At 69.5% G+C, this 19053-nt stretch carries 14 protein-coding genes; 6 read left to right on the top strand and 8 right to left on the bottom strand.

Features of this window, described 5'->3' with window-relative positions; all coding sequences use genetic code 11:
* The first annotated feature begins 571 nt into the window (after nucleotides 1-571).
* The gene (locus ACLJQ7_RS35040) at nucleotides 572-3025 is read left to right on the top strand and encodes a LamG-like jellyroll fold domain-containing protein (protein ID WP_410652490.1); all 2454 of its coding nucleotides are present in this window, start codon (nucleotides 572-574) and stop codon (nucleotides 3023-3025) included.
* Between the two features lie 24 nt (nucleotides 3026-3049).
* Here the strand turns inward: ACLJQ7_RS35040 and ACLJQ7_RS35035 are convergent, their stop codons facing one another.
* Nucleotides 3050-4705 (bottom strand): DUF885 domain-containing protein, encoded by a 1656-nt coding sequence (locus tag ACLJQ7_RS35035; RefSeq protein ID WP_410652453.1) that lies wholly within the window; start codon nucleotides 4703-4705, stop codon nucleotides 3050-3052.
* A gap of 133 nt (nucleotides 4706-4838) precedes the next feature.
* Here ACLJQ7_RS35035 and ACLJQ7_RS35030 point away from each other — a divergent pair, with 133 nt between their 5' ends.
* Entirely contained in the window at nucleotides 4839-5837 is a 999-nt protein-coding gene (locus tag ACLJQ7_RS35030) for an enoyl-CoA hydratase/isomerase family protein (RefSeq protein WP_410652452.1), read from the top strand.
* On the opposite strand, the gene ACLJQ7_RS35025 is transcribed toward ACLJQ7_RS35030, so the two are convergent.
* A complete protein-coding gene (locus tag ACLJQ7_RS35025; RefSeq protein ID WP_410652451.1) occupies nucleotides 5825-6529 on the bottom strand; it encodes an SWIM zinc finger family protein in 705 nt (234 codons plus the stop codon). The two genes, ACLJQ7_RS35030 and ACLJQ7_RS35025, sit on opposite strands and share 13 nt — an antisense overlap.
* The gene (locus ACLJQ7_RS35020; protein ID WP_410652450.1) at nucleotides 6522-9518 is read right to left on the bottom strand and encodes a DEAD/DEAH box helicase; all 2997 of its coding nucleotides are present in this window, start codon (nucleotides 9516-9518) and stop codon (nucleotides 6522-6524) included. Before ACLJQ7_RS35020 ends, ACLJQ7_RS35025 begins: the two co-directional genes overlap by 8 nt.
* A gap of 83 nt (nucleotides 9519-9601) precedes the next feature.
* On the opposite strand from ACLJQ7_RS35020, the gene ACLJQ7_RS35015 reads away from it, so the two are divergent.
* Nucleotides 9602-10222, top strand: a complete 621-nt coding sequence (locus ACLJQ7_RS35015; protein WP_410652449.1) for a hypothetical protein — start codon at nucleotides 9602-9604, stop codon at nucleotides 10220-10222.
* A 6-nt stretch (nucleotides 10223-10228) separates the two neighbouring features.
* Here the strand turns inward: ACLJQ7_RS35015 and ACLJQ7_RS35010 are convergent, their stop codons facing one another.
* Nucleotides 10229-10657, bottom strand: a complete 429-nt coding sequence (locus ACLJQ7_RS35010) for a MarR family winged helix-turn-helix transcriptional regulator (RefSeq protein WP_410652448.1) — start codon at nucleotides 10655-10657, stop codon at nucleotides 10229-10231.
* 70 nt (nucleotides 10658-10727) lie between these two features.
* On the opposite strand from ACLJQ7_RS35010, the gene ACLJQ7_RS35005 reads away from it, so the two are divergent.
* Complete coding sequence (locus ACLJQ7_RS35005; protein ID WP_410652447.1) at nucleotides 10728-11336, top strand: TIGR03086 family metal-binding protein; 609 nt, start codon at nucleotides 10728-10730, stop codon at nucleotides 11334-11336.
* Here the strand turns inward: ACLJQ7_RS35005 and ACLJQ7_RS35000 are convergent.
* On the bottom strand, nucleotides 11318-12190 hold the full coding sequence (locus ACLJQ7_RS35000) for an alpha/beta fold hydrolase (RefSeq protein ID WP_410652446.1): 873 nt from the start codon (nucleotides 12188-12190) through the stop codon (nucleotides 11318-11320). The genes ACLJQ7_RS35005 and ACLJQ7_RS35000 overlap by 19 nt on opposite strands.
* A gap of 89 nt (nucleotides 12191-12279) precedes the next feature.
* On the opposite strand from ACLJQ7_RS35000, the gene ACLJQ7_RS34995 reads away from it, so the two are divergent.
* Nucleotides 12280-12885, top strand: coding sequence for a TetR/AcrR family transcriptional regulator (locus tag ACLJQ7_RS34995; protein WP_410652445.1), 606 nt, complete (start codon nucleotides 12280-12282; stop codon nucleotides 12883-12885).
* Here ACLJQ7_RS34995 and ACLJQ7_RS34990 read toward each other — a convergent pair.
* A complete protein-coding gene (locus tag ACLJQ7_RS34990; RefSeq protein ID WP_410652444.1) occupies nucleotides 12869-13588 on the bottom strand; it encodes a TetR/AcrR family transcriptional regulator in 720 nt (239 codons plus the stop codon). The two genes, ACLJQ7_RS34995 and ACLJQ7_RS34990, sit on opposite strands and share 17 nt — an antisense overlap.
* Before the next feature lie 83 nt (nucleotides 13589-13671).
* Between ACLJQ7_RS34990 and ACLJQ7_RS34985 the strand changes: the two genes are divergently transcribed.
* Nucleotides 13672-15129, top strand: coding sequence for a carotenoid oxygenase family protein (locus ACLJQ7_RS34985; RefSeq protein ID WP_410652443.1), 1458 nt, complete (start codon nucleotides 13672-13674; stop codon nucleotides 15127-15129).
* 42 nt (nucleotides 15130-15171) lie between these two features.
* Here the strand turns inward: ACLJQ7_RS34985 and ACLJQ7_RS34980 are convergent, their stop codons facing one another.
* Entirely contained in the window at nucleotides 15172-17937 is a 2766-nt protein-coding gene (locus ACLJQ7_RS34980; protein ID WP_410652442.1) for a DUF5682 family protein, read from the bottom strand.
* Nucleotides 17934-19046, bottom strand: a complete 1113-nt coding sequence (locus ACLJQ7_RS34975; protein ID WP_410652441.1) for an ATP-binding protein — start codon at nucleotides 19044-19046, stop codon at nucleotides 17934-17936. Before ACLJQ7_RS34975 ends, ACLJQ7_RS34980 begins: the two co-directional genes overlap by 4 nt.
* Nucleotides 19047-19053 lie beyond the last annotated feature (7 nt).

The following is a 19053-nucleotide window of genomic DNA, read 5'->3' as shown; positions in this document are numbered from 1 at the left end:
CTGAAGGCACTCCACGGATAACTCGTCTGGGCCACGACCAGGCCGCATGACGCCAACGACGCTCTCGCCCCGAGCTCGGCCTGCCCCGCTTGCCGGTGGCGGACTGGCCCGAATCGGTCTGCACCGGAAAACCCGGCCCCTGGGTAGACGACGAGATCTCCGAGGTCGATCGCGACCGGGTGGCCTGCCACCACACGGGCCTGCCTGCTGCACCGCGTCGATCCCCGGCACGGCCTGACCGGCGCCGACTACCGCGAACTCGGCGGCTGGCTGCGCAAAACCCGCCGCTCCTGACACACCGGACAGCTCTCCCGCCCAGGACCGATTCGACGCCTTCGAAGCTTTACAACGTTGTATCAACGATGTAAAAACATCCTCACGGCCAGCCGTGGCCCAGTTCACACCGGTTCCCCCGGCCACGGGGTCGTGGTTTCACGCCTGCACAGGTCCAGTGGGAGGCGCACCTCCGCCGAGGCGGCCGCCCCCGGAGAAGGGTGTCGAGCAGATGTTGCCAACGTTGTCACAACGTCCCCGGAGGCCGAGACGCTTCCGGAAACCCCTGACCGCCGCGGTGGTCGCCATAACCGCCCTGGCGTTGACGTCGGGGGCCGCGACGGCCGCGGAGAGCGGCTGGAAGATGGGCAAGCCACGCCTGACCACCCCGTGGACGAACCAGGTGTCGCCCACCAACGCGTTACCCGAGTACCCCCGGCCGCAACTGGTGCGCGAGAACTGGCAGAACCTCAACGGGGTCTGGGAGTTCGCCGGCGCCGCGCCCGGCGAAGTCCCGCCCTTCGGCGAGAAGCTCGCCGAGAAGATCCTGGTCCCCTACCCCACCGAATCGGCGCTTTCCGGGATCCAGCGACACGAGGACTTCATGTGGTACCGGCGGACGTTCACCGTGCCCAGGCACTGGAACGTCGGCAGGGACAACACGCTCCGGATCAACTTCGGCGCCGTCGACTACAAGGCGAAGGTTTACGTCAACGGCAAGGAGGTGGCCGCGCACCAAGGCGGTTACGGCGCGTTCTCCGCGGACGTGACCTCGGCGCTGAAACCCAAGGGAGAGCAGGAGATCATCGTCGGTGTCGAGGATCGCGCCGACGCGACCTGGCAGCCCGTCGGCAAGCAGCGGCTGGTCCCCGATCGCGGGATCTTCTACGAGGGCGCCTCCGGCATCTGGCAGACGGTCTGGATGGAGCCGGTCGCGGCGAAGCACATCGGCACGCTCGGCATGGTCCCGGATCTCAAGTCCTCCACGCTCAAGCTCACCGTGGACACCGGCGGGAACTCCGGGCTCACCGTCGAGGCCGTGGTCCGCGACGGCAGGAAGGTGGTCAGCCGCAGCAAGGCGGCCGCCACCGGGACGATCTCCCTGCCGGTGCCCAAGGCGAAGCTCTGGTCACCGGATACGCCGTTCCTCTACGACCTCGACGTCGAACTGAAGGACGGCCGCCGCACCGTGGACAAGGTTTCGTCCTACTTCGGCATGCGCGAATTCGGCACCGCCAAGGGCGCCGACGGCAAACTCCGGTTCACCCTCAACGGCAAGATCCTCTTCCTGCAGTCCACTTTGGACCAAGGCTACTGGCCGGACGGCATCTACACCGCGCCGACCGATCAGGCGCTGCGCTTCGACCTCGAACAGCACAAGGTCCTCGGGTTCAACACGGTCCGCAAGCACATCAAGACCGAACCCGACCGCTGGTACCACCACGCCGACGAACTCGGCCTGCTCGTCTGGCAGGACATGCCGTCGATGCGCACCGGCGGACGTCCGCCCGCCGACGCCCAGCGGCAGTTCCAGGTCGAGCTGAAGGAACTGGTGGAGCAGAAGAAGAACTGGACCTCGATCGTCGGTTACGTGCCGTTCAACGAGGGCTGGGGCGAGTGGTCGCGCGAGACCACCGGCAAGATCGCCGACGACGTCAAGGCCCAGGATCCGACCCGGCTGGTCAACGCGCACAGCGGCGTCAACTGTTGTGACTCCCTCGGCGACTCCGGCAAGGGTGACGTCATCGACTGGCACGCCTACCCCGGCCCCGCCAAGCCGATGCCCGACGCCAAGCGGATCTCGATCGACGGCGAACACGGCGGCTACGGTCTTGAGGTCGAGAACCACATGTGGTTCGGCGAAGGCCACGCCTACGAGATGGTGAAGGACCAGGCGACCCTGAACAGCCGCTACGTCCAGAACCAGCGCGACGTGCTCGCGTCGGCGCAGAGCTGCGGCATCAGCGGCTCGATCTACACGCAGATCACCGACGTCGAGCACGAGGTCAACGGCTTCTTCACCTCCGACAGGCAGGTGAAGAAGATGGACTTCGCGCAGGTGCGCGCGGTCAACCAGGCGATCATCCGCAACGCCGACGGCAGCGGCTCCGGCGCTCCCGACCCAGGCCCCGGCACTCCGGGACTCACCGGCGTGCACGCCTACGAGTTCGACGAGGGCACCGGATCCAGCGCCAAGGACTCGGTCGGCACCGCGCACGCCACGCTGACCAACGCGCAGTGGGCAGGCGGTGTGCAGGGTGGCGCGCTGGCCTTCGCGGGCAACGGGCAGGCCGACACCGGGGCGAACCTCGTGAACACGGCCGGCAGCTACTCGGTTTCGGCGTGGGCCAAGCTGGATGAGGCGAGCGGCGCGTTCCAGACCGTCGTCAGCCAGGACACCGGCCGCGACAGCGCATTCTTCCTGCAGTACTCCGGACAGGACCAGCGGTGGGCGATGAGCTTCGTCGGCCTCCGTGCCCTGTCGCCGGAGAAGCCGGAAGTCGGCCGCTGGTACCACCTGACCGGCGTCCGCGACGCGAAGGCGGGCACGTTGTCGCTCTACGTCGACGGCAAGAAGGTCGCCGCGCAGAACGCCTGCTCCGCCCCACCGAGCACCGGCCACACGGTGATCGGCCGCGGCCAGTACGGCGGTCAGCAGGTCGACTTCCTGCGCGGCGCGGTGGACGACGTCCGGCTCTACGACCGGCCGCTGACCGACGCCGAAGTCGCGACGCTCGCCAAGCGCGACTGAGCCCGGACACGCGGCGCCGGAGGGTCACCCCCGGCGCCGCGTGCCGGCCACCCACTCCCGCACGATGCCGCCGAGCACCGGCAACGGTACCTGCCCGTTCCCCAGTACGACGTCGTGGAAATCCCGGATGTCGAAGGACGCGCCCAGCTGCTCCTCGGCGAAGGCACGCAACCGCTGGATTTCCAGCCTGCCCGTCATGTACGACAGTGCCTGACCGGGCCATTCGATGTACCGGTCGGTCTCGGACCGCACTTCGACGTCGCTCAACACGCAATGCTCCGTGAGGTAGTCGACGCACTGCTGCCGGGTCCAGCCCAGCGCGTGCAGCCCGGTGTCGACGACGAGCCGCGCCGCGCGCAACGAGTCCTCGGCGACCATGCCCAGCCGCATGACATCGTCGGAGTACAGGCCCATCTCGTCGGCGAGCCGCTCGGTGTAGAGCGCCCAGCCTTCGTCGAACGCCGAAAGCGGGACCAGTCTGCGCAGCCGGGGCAGATCCTCCAGCTCGTAGGACACGCAAGCCTGGAAATGGTGCCCGGGGACGGCTTCGTGGAAAGCGACCGACTCGGCGATGAACCGGAACCGTTCGGTCACCCGGTAGGTGTTGGTGGAGTAGACGCCGGGCCGGGTGCCGTCGGCCGACGGCGGCATGTAGTACGCCTGCGCGGCGGAGGGGCCGTCAGCTTCCGGCACGGCGCGCACCACGCATTCGGCCGACGGCACCCGGCGGAACCAGCCGGGAGCGGCGGCCGTGGCGCGCGCGACCGCTTCCGTCGCGGTCGCGATCATCTCGTCCGCGTCCCGCCAGCACAGCGACGGATCGGTGCGCATCCGCCGCCGGACCGCGACGGGGTCTTCGTCGCCGAACACGGCCGCACCGAGCCGCCGGTACTCCTCGTCCAGCGCCCGGCCGATCGCGAGGCCGATCTCGTGCAGTTCTTCCGGCGAGATCCCGGTGGTGGTGTGCGTCTTGACCAGACCCGCGTAGCTTTCCTTGCCACCGTCCAGCCAGCAGAGGCCCGGCCGATCGTCGGGACGGCCACGTCCGGCGATCTCGCGGGCGAGCACCTCGCGATAGGCGATGAGCGCCGGCCGCACCTTCTCGGCGAAGAGCCGCTGTCGTCGCTCCGCGCGGTCGCCGGTCAGCGGTGGGACGAGCAGCGGGTTGGGTTCGGCGGCCAGGAACCGGTCGACGTGGTCGATCGCGCCGCGTACCGCCCGTTCCACCGGGGTCCGGCCCGCCGCGACCCCGGCGCGGTGGCGGTCGGCCAGCGCCGCGAAGAACTCCGGGAACACCGCCAGCCTGGCCAGGTAGTCCTCTTCCGCCTGCTCCCCCGACGGTGCGAGCTGCGGAAGCCAGGACAGCACCCCGATTCCCTCGGACACCATCGGATCGGCGAGAACGAACTCGGTCAGCCGCGAATCCAGCCTGTTCAGCAGCGATTCGGCGTGGTGGGCGATGACGCCGAGGGTGATCCGGTCCGGATCCGTGGAGCGGGCGGCGTATTCGGCGATGCGGGCGGCCCGCTCCCTCAGCCCGTCGTCACCCGCCTCCGAGACGTCCCGCAGCTCGTGATCGTGTCCCGGGACGTTGTCGAAGGTCGCCATCAAGGGCATCTCGGCCGCGAGGACGTCGAGGAGTTCGTCGGCAAGCTCCGCCGCTGTGGGCTGTTCGCTCATATCCGAGGACTACCAGAATCCACACGGCGCCCGCTGGCAGAATTTCGCATTCGCGAACGCGAGCCCGAACGGTGCGCTGAGGCGTGCGCCACAAGCTCCACATGGTCGGACGTCCTACTTTTAGGGTGGCTTCGTGAACGACGTCCAGTTCCTCGTCGAGAGCGGAATCGGCCGGATCACGCTGAACCGGCCGCGTGCGCTGAACTCGCTGAACCACGGCATGGTCCTCGCCATGCTCGACCACCTCGAAGCGTGGCGCACCGACCCGGGTGTCCGCGCGGTGCTGATCGACGGCGCGGGTGATCGCGGGCTCTGCGCGGGCGGCGACATCCGCGCCATCTACGAGGACGCCCGCGCCTGCGGCACCGCGTCCCTGCGGTTCTGGGCCGACGAGTACCGCCTCAACGCCATGATCTCGCGCTACCCGAAGCCCTACCTCGCGTTGATGGACGGGCTCGTCATGGGTGGCGGCGTCGGCGTCTCCGCGCACGGCAGCCACCGGATCGTCACCGAACGCTCCCGGGTCGGCATGCCGGAGACCGGGATCGGCTTCGTCCCGGACGTCGGCGGCACGTACCTGTTGTCCCGCACGCCCGGCGAACTCGGGACGCATATCGCGCTCACCGCCGGGGCGATCTCGGGACCCGACGCGATCCACTGTGGACTCGCCGACCATTTCGTGGCCAGCGAACGGATTCCGGACCTGCTCGACGCGCTGGCGGTCCGCACACCGGACGACGCGCTGGAGCTGATCGCCGAACCCGCGCCGCCGAGTACGCTGGCCGGGGACGCCGGCTGGATCGACCGGTGCTACGCGGCGGACACCGTCGAGGAGATCCTGGCCAGGCTCCACGCCGAGGGTGACGCCGCGGCCACCGCGGCCAAGGAGATCGAGGCGAAGTCGCCGACCGCGCTGAAGGTGACCCTGCGGGCACTCCGGTCGGCCGCCGCGATGCCCGATCTGGAAACCGCGCTGGCCCAGGAGCTCCGGATCTCGACCCACGCGCTCTCGACCGCCGAGTTCGCCGAGGGGATCCGCGCGCAGATCATCGACAAGGACCGCTCCCCGAAGTGGTCCCCCGCCACCCTGTCCGAAGTGGACGAGGAGCTCGTCGACGCCTACTTCGCCTGACCGGTGATCGCCCGGTAGAGCGGCCGCAGCAGGGCGGTGACCGACCTTCCGTCCACCGTGGCCTTCAGTGGCGGGACCTCGTCGAGCAGTCCCAAGGGATCCCCGGCTCGCGGCCGTCGCGTGTTCGTGACGTCACCGGCCGGACCCCAGCCGAAGAAGTCGTCCATCACCTCGTCGAGGCCGGGTGTCTCGGCTTCCGCTGACGGGGCGGTCACACGCGCACCCGCCTGCCGCCCGATCTCGTCGAGCAAAGCGGTGCGATCGCGGCCGCGAAGCGTGAAGATCGCGAACGGGTCCTCCTCGTCTTCGAGCGCGATCAGCGCGGCGACGAGGTGATCGCAGGGCACGCGAGTGCCAGGACACGTGCAGTCCAGCGAAAGTTCCCAGGCCGCCTCGGGGAACAACGGCACCTGCTCGGCGGCGAAGAACCGATCGATGTCGTCCGGGATCCGGCCGTCGAGCAAGGCAGTCTTCGCGCTCTCGTCCTTGACGATGGCGCCGACGACCGCCGTCCACACCTGCTTGCCGAACGTCGGCAAGCCGATGCGGACCTCGTAGAACCGCTGCCGGGTCACCCGGACAACGGCGACCGCGGCGCCGGGCCCGATCGTGAGCGTGTCGACCCGGCACGGCGGCACAAGTCCTTTGTGGACACCCAGTTCGCCGAGTGCCCGGCGGAATCCGTCAGTCATCGCCCGCCTCCCGCCCGAGCGCGAAGACCTCGCGCAGTGAATCGGCGGACAGCTCCGTGAGCCAGTCCTCCCCTTCGGTGACGACGAGGCCGGCCAGCGCCTCCTTCTTGGTGATGACGGCGTCGATCCGCTCCTCGATGGTGCCGGGGCAGACGAACTTCCGCACCTGGACGCTGTGCCGCTGGCCGATGCGGAAGGCGCGGTCGGTGGCCTGTTCCTCGACCGCCGGATTCCACCAGCGGTCGAGATGAAGGACGTGGGTGGCCGCGGTGAGCGTCAGCCCCGCTCCCCCGGTCTTCAGTGACGCGAGCAGGATCGACGGGCCCTCGCCAGACTGGAAGTGCTCGACGATCGAGTCGCGGCGCCGCTGCGACAAGCCGCCGTGCAGGAAGGCGATCTTCGCGTTCAGCCGGTGCGAAAGATGCGGGACGAGCAGGTGCCCGAATTCGGCGAACTGGGTGAAGCACAACGCGCGATCGCCGGCGTCGAGGATCTCCGCCAGGAGCTCTTCGAGCCGGTTGACCTTGCCGGACCGGTGCCCGATCGGCGAGCCGTCGTGCAGCAGGTGCGCTGGATGGTTGCAGATCTGCTTGAGCTTGGTGATCGCGGCGAGGATGTTGCCGCGCCGTTTGACCCCGGCGCTGTCGGCGATCTTGGTCATCATCTCGTCCACGGTGGCGCGGTACAACGTCACCTGTTCGCGGGTGAGGCGGTACTCCTGGAGGATCTCGATCTTCTCGGGAAGGTCGGCGAGCACCGTGGGATCGGATTTGAGGCGCCGCAACAGGAACGGCCGGGTCAGCCGGCGCAGCTCGGTGGCCGAGGGAAGATCGCCCCGGCGCTCGATGGGCACCTCGAACCGCTCGCGGAACTCCTGCCTGCTCCCGAGCACACCGGGGTTGAGCAGGTCCGAAAGCGACCACAGGTCGGCGAGCCGGTTCTCCACCGGCGTCCCGGTCAGCGCGATCCGGTGCCCGGCGGGGATCCGGCGCAAGGCCTGCGCGGGCCCGGTGTTCTGGTTCTTGACCGCCTGCGCCTCGTCGAGCACGAGCCGGTGCCAGCGGATGGCCGCGAGCTCGTCGGCGTCGCGGGCGGCGGTCGAGTAGGTGGTGACGACCAGGTCCGCGCCCTCGGTCCGGACGCGGCCGCGATCGGCGCCGTGATGGAGGTGAACGCGCAGTTCCGGCGCGAACTTGGCCGCTTCCCGTTGCCACGTCCCGAGCAGCGACATCGGGCAGACCAGCAGTGTCGGCCGCCTGTCGCCCTGTGCCCGCTCGATCGCTTCGAGCGCGAGCAGCTGGACGGTCTTGCCCAGTCCCATGTCGTCGGCGAGGCAGGCCCCGAGCCCGATCGACGCCATGAACGAAAGCCACGCGACACCGCGGCTCTGGTAAGGCCGCAGGGTGGCCAGGAACGTGGCCGGCGGCTCGACCGGCTCGATCGTGCGCTGGACACGGCCGGCGAGGAAGTCGTCGATCCAGCCGTCGGTCGTGACCTCGGTGACCGGGAGCGGCGTTTCGAAGCCGCCGCGGAGCAACGCCAGCAGGTCCGCCGGTGTGGGCAGCGGCGGTTTCTCGCGGTCCGGGTCGCGGCGGAGGTATTCGAGACCAGCGCGCAGCAGTTCGGGGTCCACGCTCACCCAGCGACCGCGCAGCCGGACCAGTGACGACTTCGCGGCCGCGAGCCCGGCGAGTTCTTCGTCGGTCAGGGCGTCTTCTCCGACGGCGAGTGCCCAGCGGTAGGAAGCGAGCTGGTGGCGGCCGAGCCGGTGCACGGCGGCCTGGTCGACCGGCGCGCCGCGGACGGACAGCTTGAGCGCCAGCTTGCGCCTGCCGCCCCAGCTCGCCGGGAGCTGGACGTCGAATCCGGCCGCCACCAGCCGTTCCGCGCCGCCGTCGAGGAACTCCACGGTTTCGGCGACGGTGAGGTCGTAGATGCCCGGCTTCGCGGCGTCGACCGCGGGGCCGAGCAGCGGCAGCACACCGGCGGCGCGTTCCAGCTCGGCGGTGAACAGGCCTTCGGGGTCGGTGAACTTGGCGGCGGCCTCGCCGGACCAGACGGCATCCGACGGGAGCTGGAGGCTGGGATCGGCCGTGGAGCGCAGGAGGAACCGCAGCTGCCACTTGGTCCCGTCGCCGGTCTGGTCGTCGGGGTCGTCGGCCGGGCCGTGGAGCGTAGGTACCTCGTCGAGCCGGAAGCAGACCGTGCCCTCGGTCAGGTCGGTGTCGCCGACCGCGTCCCAGGCGGCGATGCCCTCGGCGACGATCCCCATGCGCCCCGGCGCCTGGCCGATCCGGTCGTCCGCGCTCTTCAGCGCGTGGAGCCACGATCCGAACGGGCCTTCGCGGCCATCGCTTTCCGTGGCGTGTCCGGCGGCGGCGAGGCGATCGCGGACCGCGGCGTCGACCAGGGTGTGGAGCGCGTCGGTGACGAGCGCCGCCGGATCCGGTCCGGGGTGTTCGGCCCGGCCGACCGGCGGGGTGGCCGCGATCAGCGCCCGGACCGCGACCGCGTCACCGCCCCGGGCCACGGGCCGCCAGCGCGCCCGCGCCACGATCTCGTCGCGCACGAGGGTGGGCAGCACCCGGCCGCGGCGCACCAGATCGTCCGCCAGCCGGACGACGGCGCGGAGATGGCGGACCGAGGTGCCGTAGCCGACCGTCTCGGCCAGGTCTTCCAGTTCCGAGGGGTCGATCAGGAGCGCGGGCACCGACCAGGGTTCCAGCGTCAGTTCCTGCTGCGGACGGCTTCGGGAGCCCAGTTCGGGCGAGGCGACGGGGCCGCCGCGGCGCGACGGAAGCAGAAGGACGGCCGACGCCGGTTTGCCGGGGTGCAAGGCGGTCAGATCCGCGACCGACGCGGCGAACGGATGCGGCCGGGCAGCGCTCGACGGCCGCATCGACGTCGTCGCCGGGCGGTCGCCGTGCTCACCCCAGAGCACGATCCCACGGCCACGGGACCACAGGCCGTGCACGACGAGTGGCGACATGATCCCCCTTCCGCGGTCTGATCCCTCCAGCATGCCCGGGACCGATCAGCGTCCGGTCAGCGAGGCACTTTAGGGTTTCGCGGGTGACCGTTCTGAACGCGATCGAGCCCGGCGAGAGCCTGATCGTCCTCGGCCCCTCGAAGGCCAAGAATCGAGGCGGCGACGCGTCCGCGGGGCCTGGCGCGCTCTGGCCCGAGCCGATGCTTCGCGCGCGGGCCGAGGTCCTGACGCGGTCCAAGGTCGACGGCGGCGGGCTGCGGCCCGCGTGGCTCCGCTACACCGGGAACTTCTACCGGAACGTCGGTGGCGTCCTCGGCGAGGCCGCCGCGTCCGGACGGTCGCTGATCCTCAGCGGTGGTTACGGGATCCTGCGCGCCGACGAGCCGATCGCTTACTACGACCGGAAACTCAAGCTCGGCGACTGGCCGCCGGGAGTGCTCGAAGACGCCGTGCTCGGCGAGGCCCGCCGGCTCGGGGCGGCGAACGTGGTCACGTTCGTGTCCGCCAGCGCCGACTACGCGAAACTGGTCCGCCGAATCCCTTGGCACACCTCGGAAATCGGCGGCGTGCTGGTCACGATCGATTTCCACGGCGGCGGCGCGCAGGTCGAGGTGCCACGGCGGCTGGCTCAGGCCTTCGGCGCGTGGTGGCGCCGGTCGCCGTCGGACTACCCGCCGGGCATGGTCACCGAAGTACTCGGCTGAACCCCGTCACGGCCACTCGGCTTCGGACAGCACACGCGCGGCACGAAGGAAGGCTTCGCGATCGGCGGCGGGAAGCTGGCCGAGCAACCGCTCCTCCTGCTCCTGGATCTTCGACTGGGCCGACCTTCGCGCGGCGCGGCCGGCTTCGGTGATCCCCAGCAGCCGGACCCGGCGGTCCTTCGGGTCCGGCTCGCGCGTGATCAGCCCGTTCTCTTGAAGGTTGTCGAGGGTGCCGATGATCCGGGTCTTGTCCGCGCCGATCGCCTTCGCGAGGGCGGCCTGCGTGCGGACGGGCCCGTCGTCGAGCGCGCTCAGCACCACATAACCCCACATGGTCAACCCGTGCTCGGCCAGCACCGGCGTCTCGGCGTTCATCAGCCGTCGCATCAGCCCGCCGAGCATCGCCGCGAGATCCGGCCTCCCCTGCTCCGCCATGCGCAGACCATACCGACCTCGTTCGCGAAACCTGTTGACGAACTCGTGTGCATATGTAGATGATATGCGTATGCCTATTGATGAACTTCGCATCCTCGACGCCCTGGTGACCCGGACTAGCCTCGACCTCGTCGGCAAGATCACCCCCGCGGACCTGGTCAAGCCGACCCCGTGCAGCGCCTGGACCCTGCACGGACTGCTGGCGCATATGGCCACCCAGCACCACGGCTTCGCCGCCGCGGCCGAGGGCGAGAGCAGCCTCGACCATTGGCGGCTGCTCCCGCTGGGCGACGACCCCATCGCCACCTATCGCGCCTCGGTGAACCGAGTCCTGAACGCCTTCGTCCCCCACGACCTCGCCGACCGGAAGTTCACCCTTCCCGAGTTCTCCACCGAGATCACCTTCACCGCGGAGCAGGCGCTGGGCTTCCATTTCGTCGACTACCTGGTGCACTCCTGGGACGTGGCCAAAACCCTCGGCCTGCCGCTCGAGTTCCAGCGAGAGGTACTCGACGCCGGACTGGCCTTCGCCAAGGCGATCCCGGACGGGAAGAACCGGAAGGCTCCTGGCGCCGCCTTCGGCCCGGCCGTCGACGAGACGGGTCCGTCCGATCTGGACACGATCGTCGCCCTGCTCGGCCGTTCGCCGTCCTGGCCGGATCAGGTGGCCGCGGCGTGATGCGCAGCCTCGAGAATCCGGGCGGTGACCAGCTCCGGTTTCTCCAGGGGCAGCCCATGAGTCGTCTTGGGCACGACTTCGACCTCGATGTGCGGGTTCAGTGAGCCGAGCCGGGCCGCCACCTCGCGGGCGCGGAGGATGACGCTGCGTTCGGCGACGATGATCCGGGTGGGCACGTCGATTCCGGCCAGTTCGTCGTCGCTGAACAGGTGCATCTCGGGCAGCCGCTGTTTGTACTTGAGCGCGGCGAACAACAGGGGCCGAAAGGTGTGCCGCACGTCCGGATCGCCGGACCCCACCAGTCGGAAAAGCCACTTCGGCAGAAACCAGAGGAAGATCTCGCGGAAGCTCCACCAGATGAAGCTCCGGTCGATCACGCCGAACCCCGCGGCTTCGATGGTGACGACACCGGCGATCCGGTCGGTCGCCCGGGTGGCGAGGTTCAGGGCGAGCCAGCCGCCTCGCGAAACACCGGCGAGGTGGACCTTTTCGTGGCCGGTTCCCGCGAGCACCCCGTCGACGACCTCGGCGAGCCAGTCCGCGCAGTCCTCTGTGGACTTGATGGGCGCGGTCTGGACCGACCGCCCCGGCTCGCCGATCGTGTCGACGGCGTGGATCCGGTGCCGGACGGCGAGTTCGGCGATATGCGGATACCAGGACAGTGACGTGCCCATCGTCCCGGGAAGCAGCACGATCGGTGAACCGTCTTCCGGCCCGCAACTCCGGACCCGGGTCGGGCCGAATCTCGTCGCGATATCCAGTTCCTCGGCGGGGACCGGCCACTTCCGCAAGATCGCGTCATAGGCCGCGAAGAATCGCTCTTCGGCCTTCTTGTCGATGAACTCCCCCGGCATCGGACCTCCTCGAAGTTTTATGGTGCACTTGCACCATAACAGCGGGTGGTCGTTCCGGCCACCCCTCGCCGACATGGCAGAGTGATCACGTGCCGAAACGTGTCGACCACCAAGAGCGCAGACGCGAGATCGCGGAGGCCCTCTTCCGGATCGCCGCCGCCCAAGGCCTGCAGGCGGTCACCCTGCGTGCGGTGGCCGCGGAGGCGGGCATCTCGATGAACCTGGTCCAGTACTACTTCCCGACCAAGGAAGAGATGCTGCGGTTCGCCTGGCAGCGGGTCGTCGAACTGACCATGGAGCACTCCGGGAAGACCATCGGCGAGGCGATGAAGACGGGGAACGAACGCACCATCGTGCGCGCCTACCTGACCGCCGTCCTGCCGGACGGTGAGCGCCGCCGCATGCTGGCCGCGGTCCAGATCGCGTACTTCGCCGTCGACGTCACGCGCGGGAGCCAGGCTCCGGATCAGGAACCACTGCTGCCCCACCTGGTCCAGGCGATCGCCGGCCTGCTCCGGGCGGCACAAGAGAAAGGTGACATCCCCGCCCGGCTCGACCCCCTGCTCGAGGCGGACGCGCTCGCGACGATGTCCGCCGGCCTCGTCACGGGGATCATGGTCGACGCCTACACGGCAGAACGCGCGGCGGAGATCGTCGACTACCGGCTCGACGGGGTGTTCACCGGCGCTCGATGAGCGCCTCGATACCGTCCAGGATGCGGCCGAGGCCGAACTCGACGTCGGCTTCCTCCATGCCCTCTTCGCCGTACGCCGCACCGGAGATCACGGCGGCGACGCGCGTGTAACCCCGCCCTTCGAGGCGTGGGCCGAGGAACGCGCTCAGCGCCCGGACCTGATCAGGCGGGCTCGCGTTCACGTCCCGGAGCAAGGAAGCGGTACTGCGGACCCATCCGTCGACCAGGACGGCGCAACCGGTCACGTCCTGGACACTCAGACCCGAGTCCGCCATCCCCTCGAGGAAGTTCTCCAGCCACCCCAGCAGATTCGGCGTACTCGGCGCGCGCCGCACCGGCAGGTCGATCAGCCACGGATGGCGACGGCAGCGTTCGAGGAGCGCACGCGCCCAGACGGTGACCGCCGCGCGCCAATCGCCGGAAACCGGCTCCGGCGGCGGACCCCACGCCGCCTCGGCCACCAGGACGAGCAGCTCCTCTTTGGAACTCAGGTACCGGTAGAGCGCGTTCGCGGTGATGCCGAGACGTTTGGCGATCGACGGCATGGACAGCGCCGCATAGCCCTCCGCGTCCGCCTGCGCGATGGCCGCGTCGACGATCTGCTCGAGGCTGTATCCCGGTTTCGGCCCGCGGCGGGGCGCGGGGGTGTGCCCCCACGCCGGCGCGGTGCCCGGCGGCAGCAACTCGATCTCGACGTCGTCCATGGCCGCATTGTTGCACCCAAAACAGGTAAAGGCATACACTGTTCATGACATACACAGTTACTAGACGATCTGGGGGATCGACCATGACCGAACCGACCAGGCGGAACGTGCTCCGCGGGGCGGCCGCGCTGGCCATCGGCGGGGCCGCCGCGACTTTCGCGAGCAGCGAATCCGCCTTCGCCGCGCCGAATTTGCGCCACCCGTTCGTCGAAGGCGCGTTCGCGCCGGTGAAGGAGGAGGTGACCGCATTCGGCCTGCCGGTCACCGGCCGCATTCCCCGGGACCTCTGCGGGCGCTACCTGCGCACCGGGCCGAATGTGCTCGGGCTCGAAGACCCGCGCGCTCACCACTGGATGCTGGGTGAGGGGATGGTGCACGGCGTCCGGCTGCGCGACGGGAAGGCCGAGTGGTACCGCAACCGCTGGGTGCGTTCGTCCGGCGTCGCGGCGAAACTGGGCGAGCGGTACCCGTGGCCGGTGCCCGCCGAGGATTTCGCGCCGAACACGCACGTGATCGGTCACCATGGCCGCATCCTGACCCTGCAGGAATCCGGCGCACCGCCGTACGAGCTCGACGGCGAACTGAACACGTTGGGGCCGTTCGACTTCGGCGGTTCACTGGACGGCTCCTACACCGCGCACACCAAGTTCGACGCCCGCGCCGACGAGCTCCACGCGGTGACCTATCACCCGACGTGGGATCACGTACGGCATCTGATGGTCGACCGGACCGGCCGCGTCGTGCGCACCACCCGGATCCCGGTCAGCGACAGCCCGATGATGCACGACTTCGGGCTCACCGAAAACTACGTGGTCGTCTTCGACGTGCCGGTCACCTTCGATCCGCAGCCGGGCAAGGTCGTGCCCTACAAGTGGAACCCGGACCATCCGGCCAGGGTCGGGGTGATGAACCGCGACGGCGGCCCGGTCCGCTGGTTCGGGATGGATCCGGTCTTCTACTCGCACACGCTCAACGCCTACGAGCAGGGCTCGACGGTGGTGGTCGACCTGACCACGATGCCTGCTCCGTTCGAGGTGGCGGGCAAGCAGGGCTTCGGCGGCCCGTCGGCGTCGGGCCCGCCGGTGCTGGAGCGCTGGACGATCGATCTCGCGCGGGGACGGGTCCGGCGCCGCGTGCTCGACGACCGGCCGCAGGAGTTCCCGCGGGTCAACGAAAGCCTGGTGTCACGACGGCACAGGTATGGATACTCGGCCTCGCCCGGCGAACTGTTCGACGTCTACCTGGACAAGCCCTCCGGTTCCTTCGGCAACGCGCTGATCAAGCACGACCTGCGGAACGGACGGTCGGAAGTGCACCGCTTCGGTCGGGGCGCCGACGCGAGCGAAGCGGTGTTCGTGCCGTCGTCCCGCAGCAAGTCCGAAGACGACGGTTACGCCCTCGCCTACGTGAACGATCCCGATCGCGACGCCTCGGACCTGGTGATCCTCGCGGCACAGGACTTCACCGCCAAGCCACTCGCCCGCATCCACCTGCCCAGGCCGGTGCCGCTGGGCTTCCACGGCAGCTGGGTCGCCGACTGACGGATCGGCGGTCGCCGGACATCCGGCGACCGCCCCTCGGGTTCACACTCCGGTGAGCACCTCCTCCAACGCGGCGGCGGAGTCCGGATACCGCTCGAGCAGCGCCAAGCCGGTGGGCGCGGTGCTCCCCCACGGCTCCTCGCAGCCCAGCAGACTCGCCACGGCGTCGCAGGCCGCCGGATGTGCCGCCAGCAACGCGAGGCCACCACCGCGGGTCTTCCTCGTCACCGCACGGTGTTCCGGCTGGTCCTTCCAGGGTGGGACCCATTCGTCGAGCGCCGCGAGCCTGCCGGGGAAGATCCGTCCTGCCTCGCGCACGAGCAGCGGCACCAGCTCGGCGCCGCGAGACCGCAACGTGGTGATCAACGTCGGCAGCCACGGCAGCAGTAGCCTGTCCGGTAGCTCGGCGAAAGCGTTCGACACCGCCTCGACGACGAAGTCGGCCAATCCCGGCGCCGGTTCCAACGCGTGCATGAAACCGCTCAGGTAGCGCGGATAGGCGGGCAGCACCATCGGGTTCGCCAGCAGTCCGGCGCAGCGCTCACGCAGTTCCGCGCGCGAGACACGGCCGAGCTGGACCTGCGCCGCCCACAGCAGCGCCACCTTCGACGGCTCCTCCGGATGCGATCCGGCGATCGCCAGCTCCAGCTGCGTACGGTCGCATCCCAGGGACAACGCGAGCGCCTCCATGCTGAACAGGAAGCCCAGCATCGCGGCGACCTGCTCGACACCGGCCTCCTCGTCGGCGAAGGCCGCCGGGAGCAGCGTGCAGTAGTGCGCGTACCCCGTCCGGACGAAATCCTCGATCCACCGGGGCAGCACCGGCTCGCTGGTCCGGTAGTGCGCCAGCAGCCTTCGCACCCGCCGCAGCACCTCCGGGGCACCGTCGACGGTGCGTTCGGTGGCCAGTACCTCCAGGGCACGCGTGCCCAGCTCTCCCGCCAGCCGGGCGCTGCGAAGGTAGAGCGTCGCGTCCTCGACGGAGCCGAGCACCTTCGCGGCGGTGGCCTGCGGGTGGTAGGCCGCTCGCCGAAGTCGTTGCTCCAGCACCTGTTCGACGCTGACGCCCTCGTAGCCCAGCTCGATGAGGGCCCGCTGGTGGGTGCCCAGCGCCAGATCCCACGACTCCTGGATCGGCCGTTCACCGAGCCGCCGCTCCCCCATGATCGGCCGCGCCGCACCGTGGGGCATCAGGTAGCGCAGCATCCACAGCAGATCGGAACAGGGCTCCAGCTCCGGCCTCGACGCGATGTCGAGCAGCGCACGTTGCACACCTCGTTGATGCAGCTTGAGGTTCAGGGGTTCGAGCCGATCGTGCACGTCGCGCGCCAGCGGAGGCAACGCGTCGTAACCGACCTGGCCGATCCGGTCGCCGCCCATCATGATCTCGACGAGGCGGCGCACATCGCGCCTGCCGGGCACGACCTCCTTTTCGATACAGGTGACCGCCGCGTCCTGGAAGTCGTACGGCGTCGGCTTGGCCCGGTCGCGCAGGCCCGCCAGCAAGATCGAGGTCTCGAACACCGCGATGGCGTCGGCGGTCGAGGCCAGGTACCCGTTGCGGCGCGCCGCCCGGACGATCTCGACCGACCACCCCAGCAGTTCCGCCTCGTCCAGCCGGTCGAGCACCGGAGGCCGTTGCAGAAAGCCGGAAAGCTGGTCCGATGGATCCACTGCCACCGGATCCGGCGTCGGCGCGGGCAGCTCCGCGGCCTTCTTCCGCTTCGGCCCGCCTACCTGACCTTCCAGCTGGAACTGCTTCACCTTGGTGCGTTTGAGGTTCTTCGCCCACTCTGTCGCGGCGATCGACACCGATCCCCCGGCGAGCCCGAACTGCGCCTCGATCGAGGCGTGGCTTGACGGGATGAGCCCGTACTGCCACGTGCTCTCACTGCGCGGGCTGATCACGAACCCGTCCGTACCGTCGACGCCGAACTCCGCGACCCGGCTGGCCGCGTGGAACGCGCCGCAGATGTAGAGACAGTCCGCGGGATCCGCGCCCGAGGCGGCGAGGTGCTCGCGCATGCGGGTCCACATGTAGCGCTCGCGGTCTTCGTCCACCCGGACGCGCCGGGTGTCGCCCGGCGCGAGACGGCGGAACAGGCTGCCGATCAGGAACATGACCTGGCGGTAGGTGTCGTGGTCGCTGTCGCCGAGCGGCAGCTCGACGTACTGGTGCCACCACTCCGACCAGTGCCGCACCCGCCCGTGCCGCAGCAGGTGCTCCTCGAGTTCGGCGAAGCGCGGCCGGAGATCACCGATCTCGACACCGACCGCGTCACCGTGCAGTGCCGCCTCTTCCTCGGCGGGCGACGCGTCCGGTTCCGGGGACGGTTCGCTTTCGTTCCACTGGAAGACGTGGTCCGTCGACCGGTCGACGAGGACGAGCTCGACGCCCGGGGTGTCGAGGGCGTACGCGATCGCCTGGTACTCGGCCGAAGCCTCGGTGATCGGCGCGACCACGGACAGCGGCGCCCATTCCGCGGGGAATCCCTTCACCTCCGTCGCGAACGCCTGAACCGCCACGGGGAGACGGCAGTTGCGCAGCTCGGTCAGCAACGGTGCCATGTCTTCGCACAGTTCGAGGTAGACCACCTTCGGCTGCTTCTCCCGCAGCCGCCTTGCCATCGCCACGGCCGACGCCGGGGAATGGTGGCAGACCGGGAAGATCTCCAACGGCTCGCGCACCGCGCGGTCGACGTCGTCGACGAGCCCGAGCAGGATGCCCTCCAGAGCGCCGGGCCCGTCGGCGAAGGCGGTCGCGGCCTCCTGCAACTGGCCGCGCAACGCCTCGAAGGCGCCGCTCACGAGAGGGAGGCGATCGCGTCGCGGCCGCCGTCGAGGAACTCGGGCCAGTCACCGCCCTCGTCCTTGCTGCGCGGCTCGACGACACCGTGCAGGTACTTGTTGAGGATCGCCAGATCCTCCGGCTCGCGACGGGCGAGCGAACCGACCAGCGAGGACGCCAGCGTGCGGGCGGTCAGCTCGCGTTCGCCGAAGAAGTTGCTGTGCAGCACCGCGTCTTCGAGCACACCGATCTGCTCGGCGGTGGACAACGCGGACTCCAGCTTCTCGTCGTCGCTGCCCGCCGACGCCGCCGCGGCACGCAGGTCGCCGAAGCTGCGCAGCAGCACGTCGAGCAGCGTGGGCGGAACGTCCAGCTCGATCTGGTGACGGCGCAGGAGTTCCTCGGTGCGGAAGCGGACGATCTCCGCCTCGCTCTTCTTGTTGGTCACCACCGGGATGCGGACGAAGTTGAAGCGGCGCTTGAGCGCGGACGACAGGTCGTTGACACCGCGGTCGCGGCTGTTGGCGGTGGCGATCACGGAGAACCCGGGTTTGGCGAAGACGATGCCGTCACTGTCCAGTTCCGGTACCGAGATGTACTTCTCCGACAGGATCGAGATCAGCGCGTCCTGCACGTCGCTGGTGGAGCGGGTCAGCTCCTCGAAACGGCCGATCGAACCCGCCTCCATCGCGGTCATGATCGGCGACGGGATCATCGACTCGCGGGACTGGCCCTTGGCGATGACCATGGAGACGTTCCACGAGTACTTGATGTGGTCCTCGGTGGTGCCGGCGGTACCCTGCACGACGAGGGTGGAGTCGCGGGAGATGGCCGCGGCCAGCAGTTCGGCGAGCCAGCTCTTGCCGGTGCCGGGGTCGCCGATCAGCAGGAGCCCGCGGTCCGAGGCGAGCGTGACGATGGCCCGCTCGACGATGTTCCGGTCGCCGAACCATTTCTGCGCGATCTCGCGGTCGAGGCCGTCGGCGCGTTCGGAACCGAGGATGAACAGGCGCAGCATTTTCGGGGACAGACGCCAGGCGAACGGCTTGGGGTTGTCGTCGACCGACTCCAGCCAATCCAGCTCCTCGGCGTACTTGATCTCGGCGGGGGCGCGCAACAGGTCGGACATGTCTTGC

The organism is Amycolatopsis sp. cmx-4-54 (genome assembly GCF_046548895.1).
Classification (GTDB): domain Bacteria; phylum Actinomycetota; class Actinomycetes; order Mycobacteriales; family Pseudonocardiaceae; genus Amycolatopsis.
This window is presented reverse-complemented; position numbering and strand designations above follow the sequence as displayed.

What these genes read in the sequence shown, in the direction of transcription:
- ACLJQ7_RS35035 (WP_410652453.1), bottom strand. Translation starts at nt 4,705, where the DNA reads ATGAGCGAACAGCCCACAGCGGCGGAGCTTGCCGACGAACTCCTCGAC.
- ACLJQ7_RS35025 (WP_410652451.1), bottom strand. Translation starts at nt 6,529, where the DNA reads ATGACTGACGGATTCCGCCGGGCACTCGGCGAACTGGGTGTCCACAAA.
- ACLJQ7_RS35020 (WP_410652450.1), bottom strand. Translation starts at nt 9,518, where the DNA reads ATGTCGCCACTCGTCGTGCACGGCCTGTGGTCCCGTGGCCGTGGGATC.
- ACLJQ7_RS35010 (WP_410652448.1), bottom strand. Translation starts at nt 10,657, where the DNA reads ATGGCGGAGCAGGGGAGGCCGGATCTCGCGGCGATGCTCGGCGGGCTG.
- ACLJQ7_RS35005 (WP_410652447.1), top strand. Translation starts at nt 10,728, where the DNA reads ATGCCTATTGATGAACTTCGCATCCTCGACGCCCTGGTGACCCGGACT.
- ACLJQ7_RS35000 (WP_410652446.1), bottom strand. Translation starts at nt 12,190, where the DNA reads ATGCCGGGGGAGTTCATCGACAAGAAGGCCGAAGAGCGATTCTTCGCG.
- ACLJQ7_RS34990 (WP_410652444.1), bottom strand. Translation starts at nt 13,588, where the DNA reads ATGGACGACGTCGAGATCGAGTTGCTGCCGCCGGGCACCGCGCCGGCG.
- ACLJQ7_RS34985 (WP_410652443.1), top strand. Translation starts at nt 13,672, where the DNA reads ATGACCGAACCGACCAGGCGGAACGTGCTCCGCGGGGCGGCCGCGCTG.
- ACLJQ7_RS34975 (WP_410652441.1), bottom strand. Translation starts at nt 19,046, where the DNA reads ATGTCCGACCTGTTGCGCGCCCCCGCCGAGATCAAGTACGCCGAGGAG.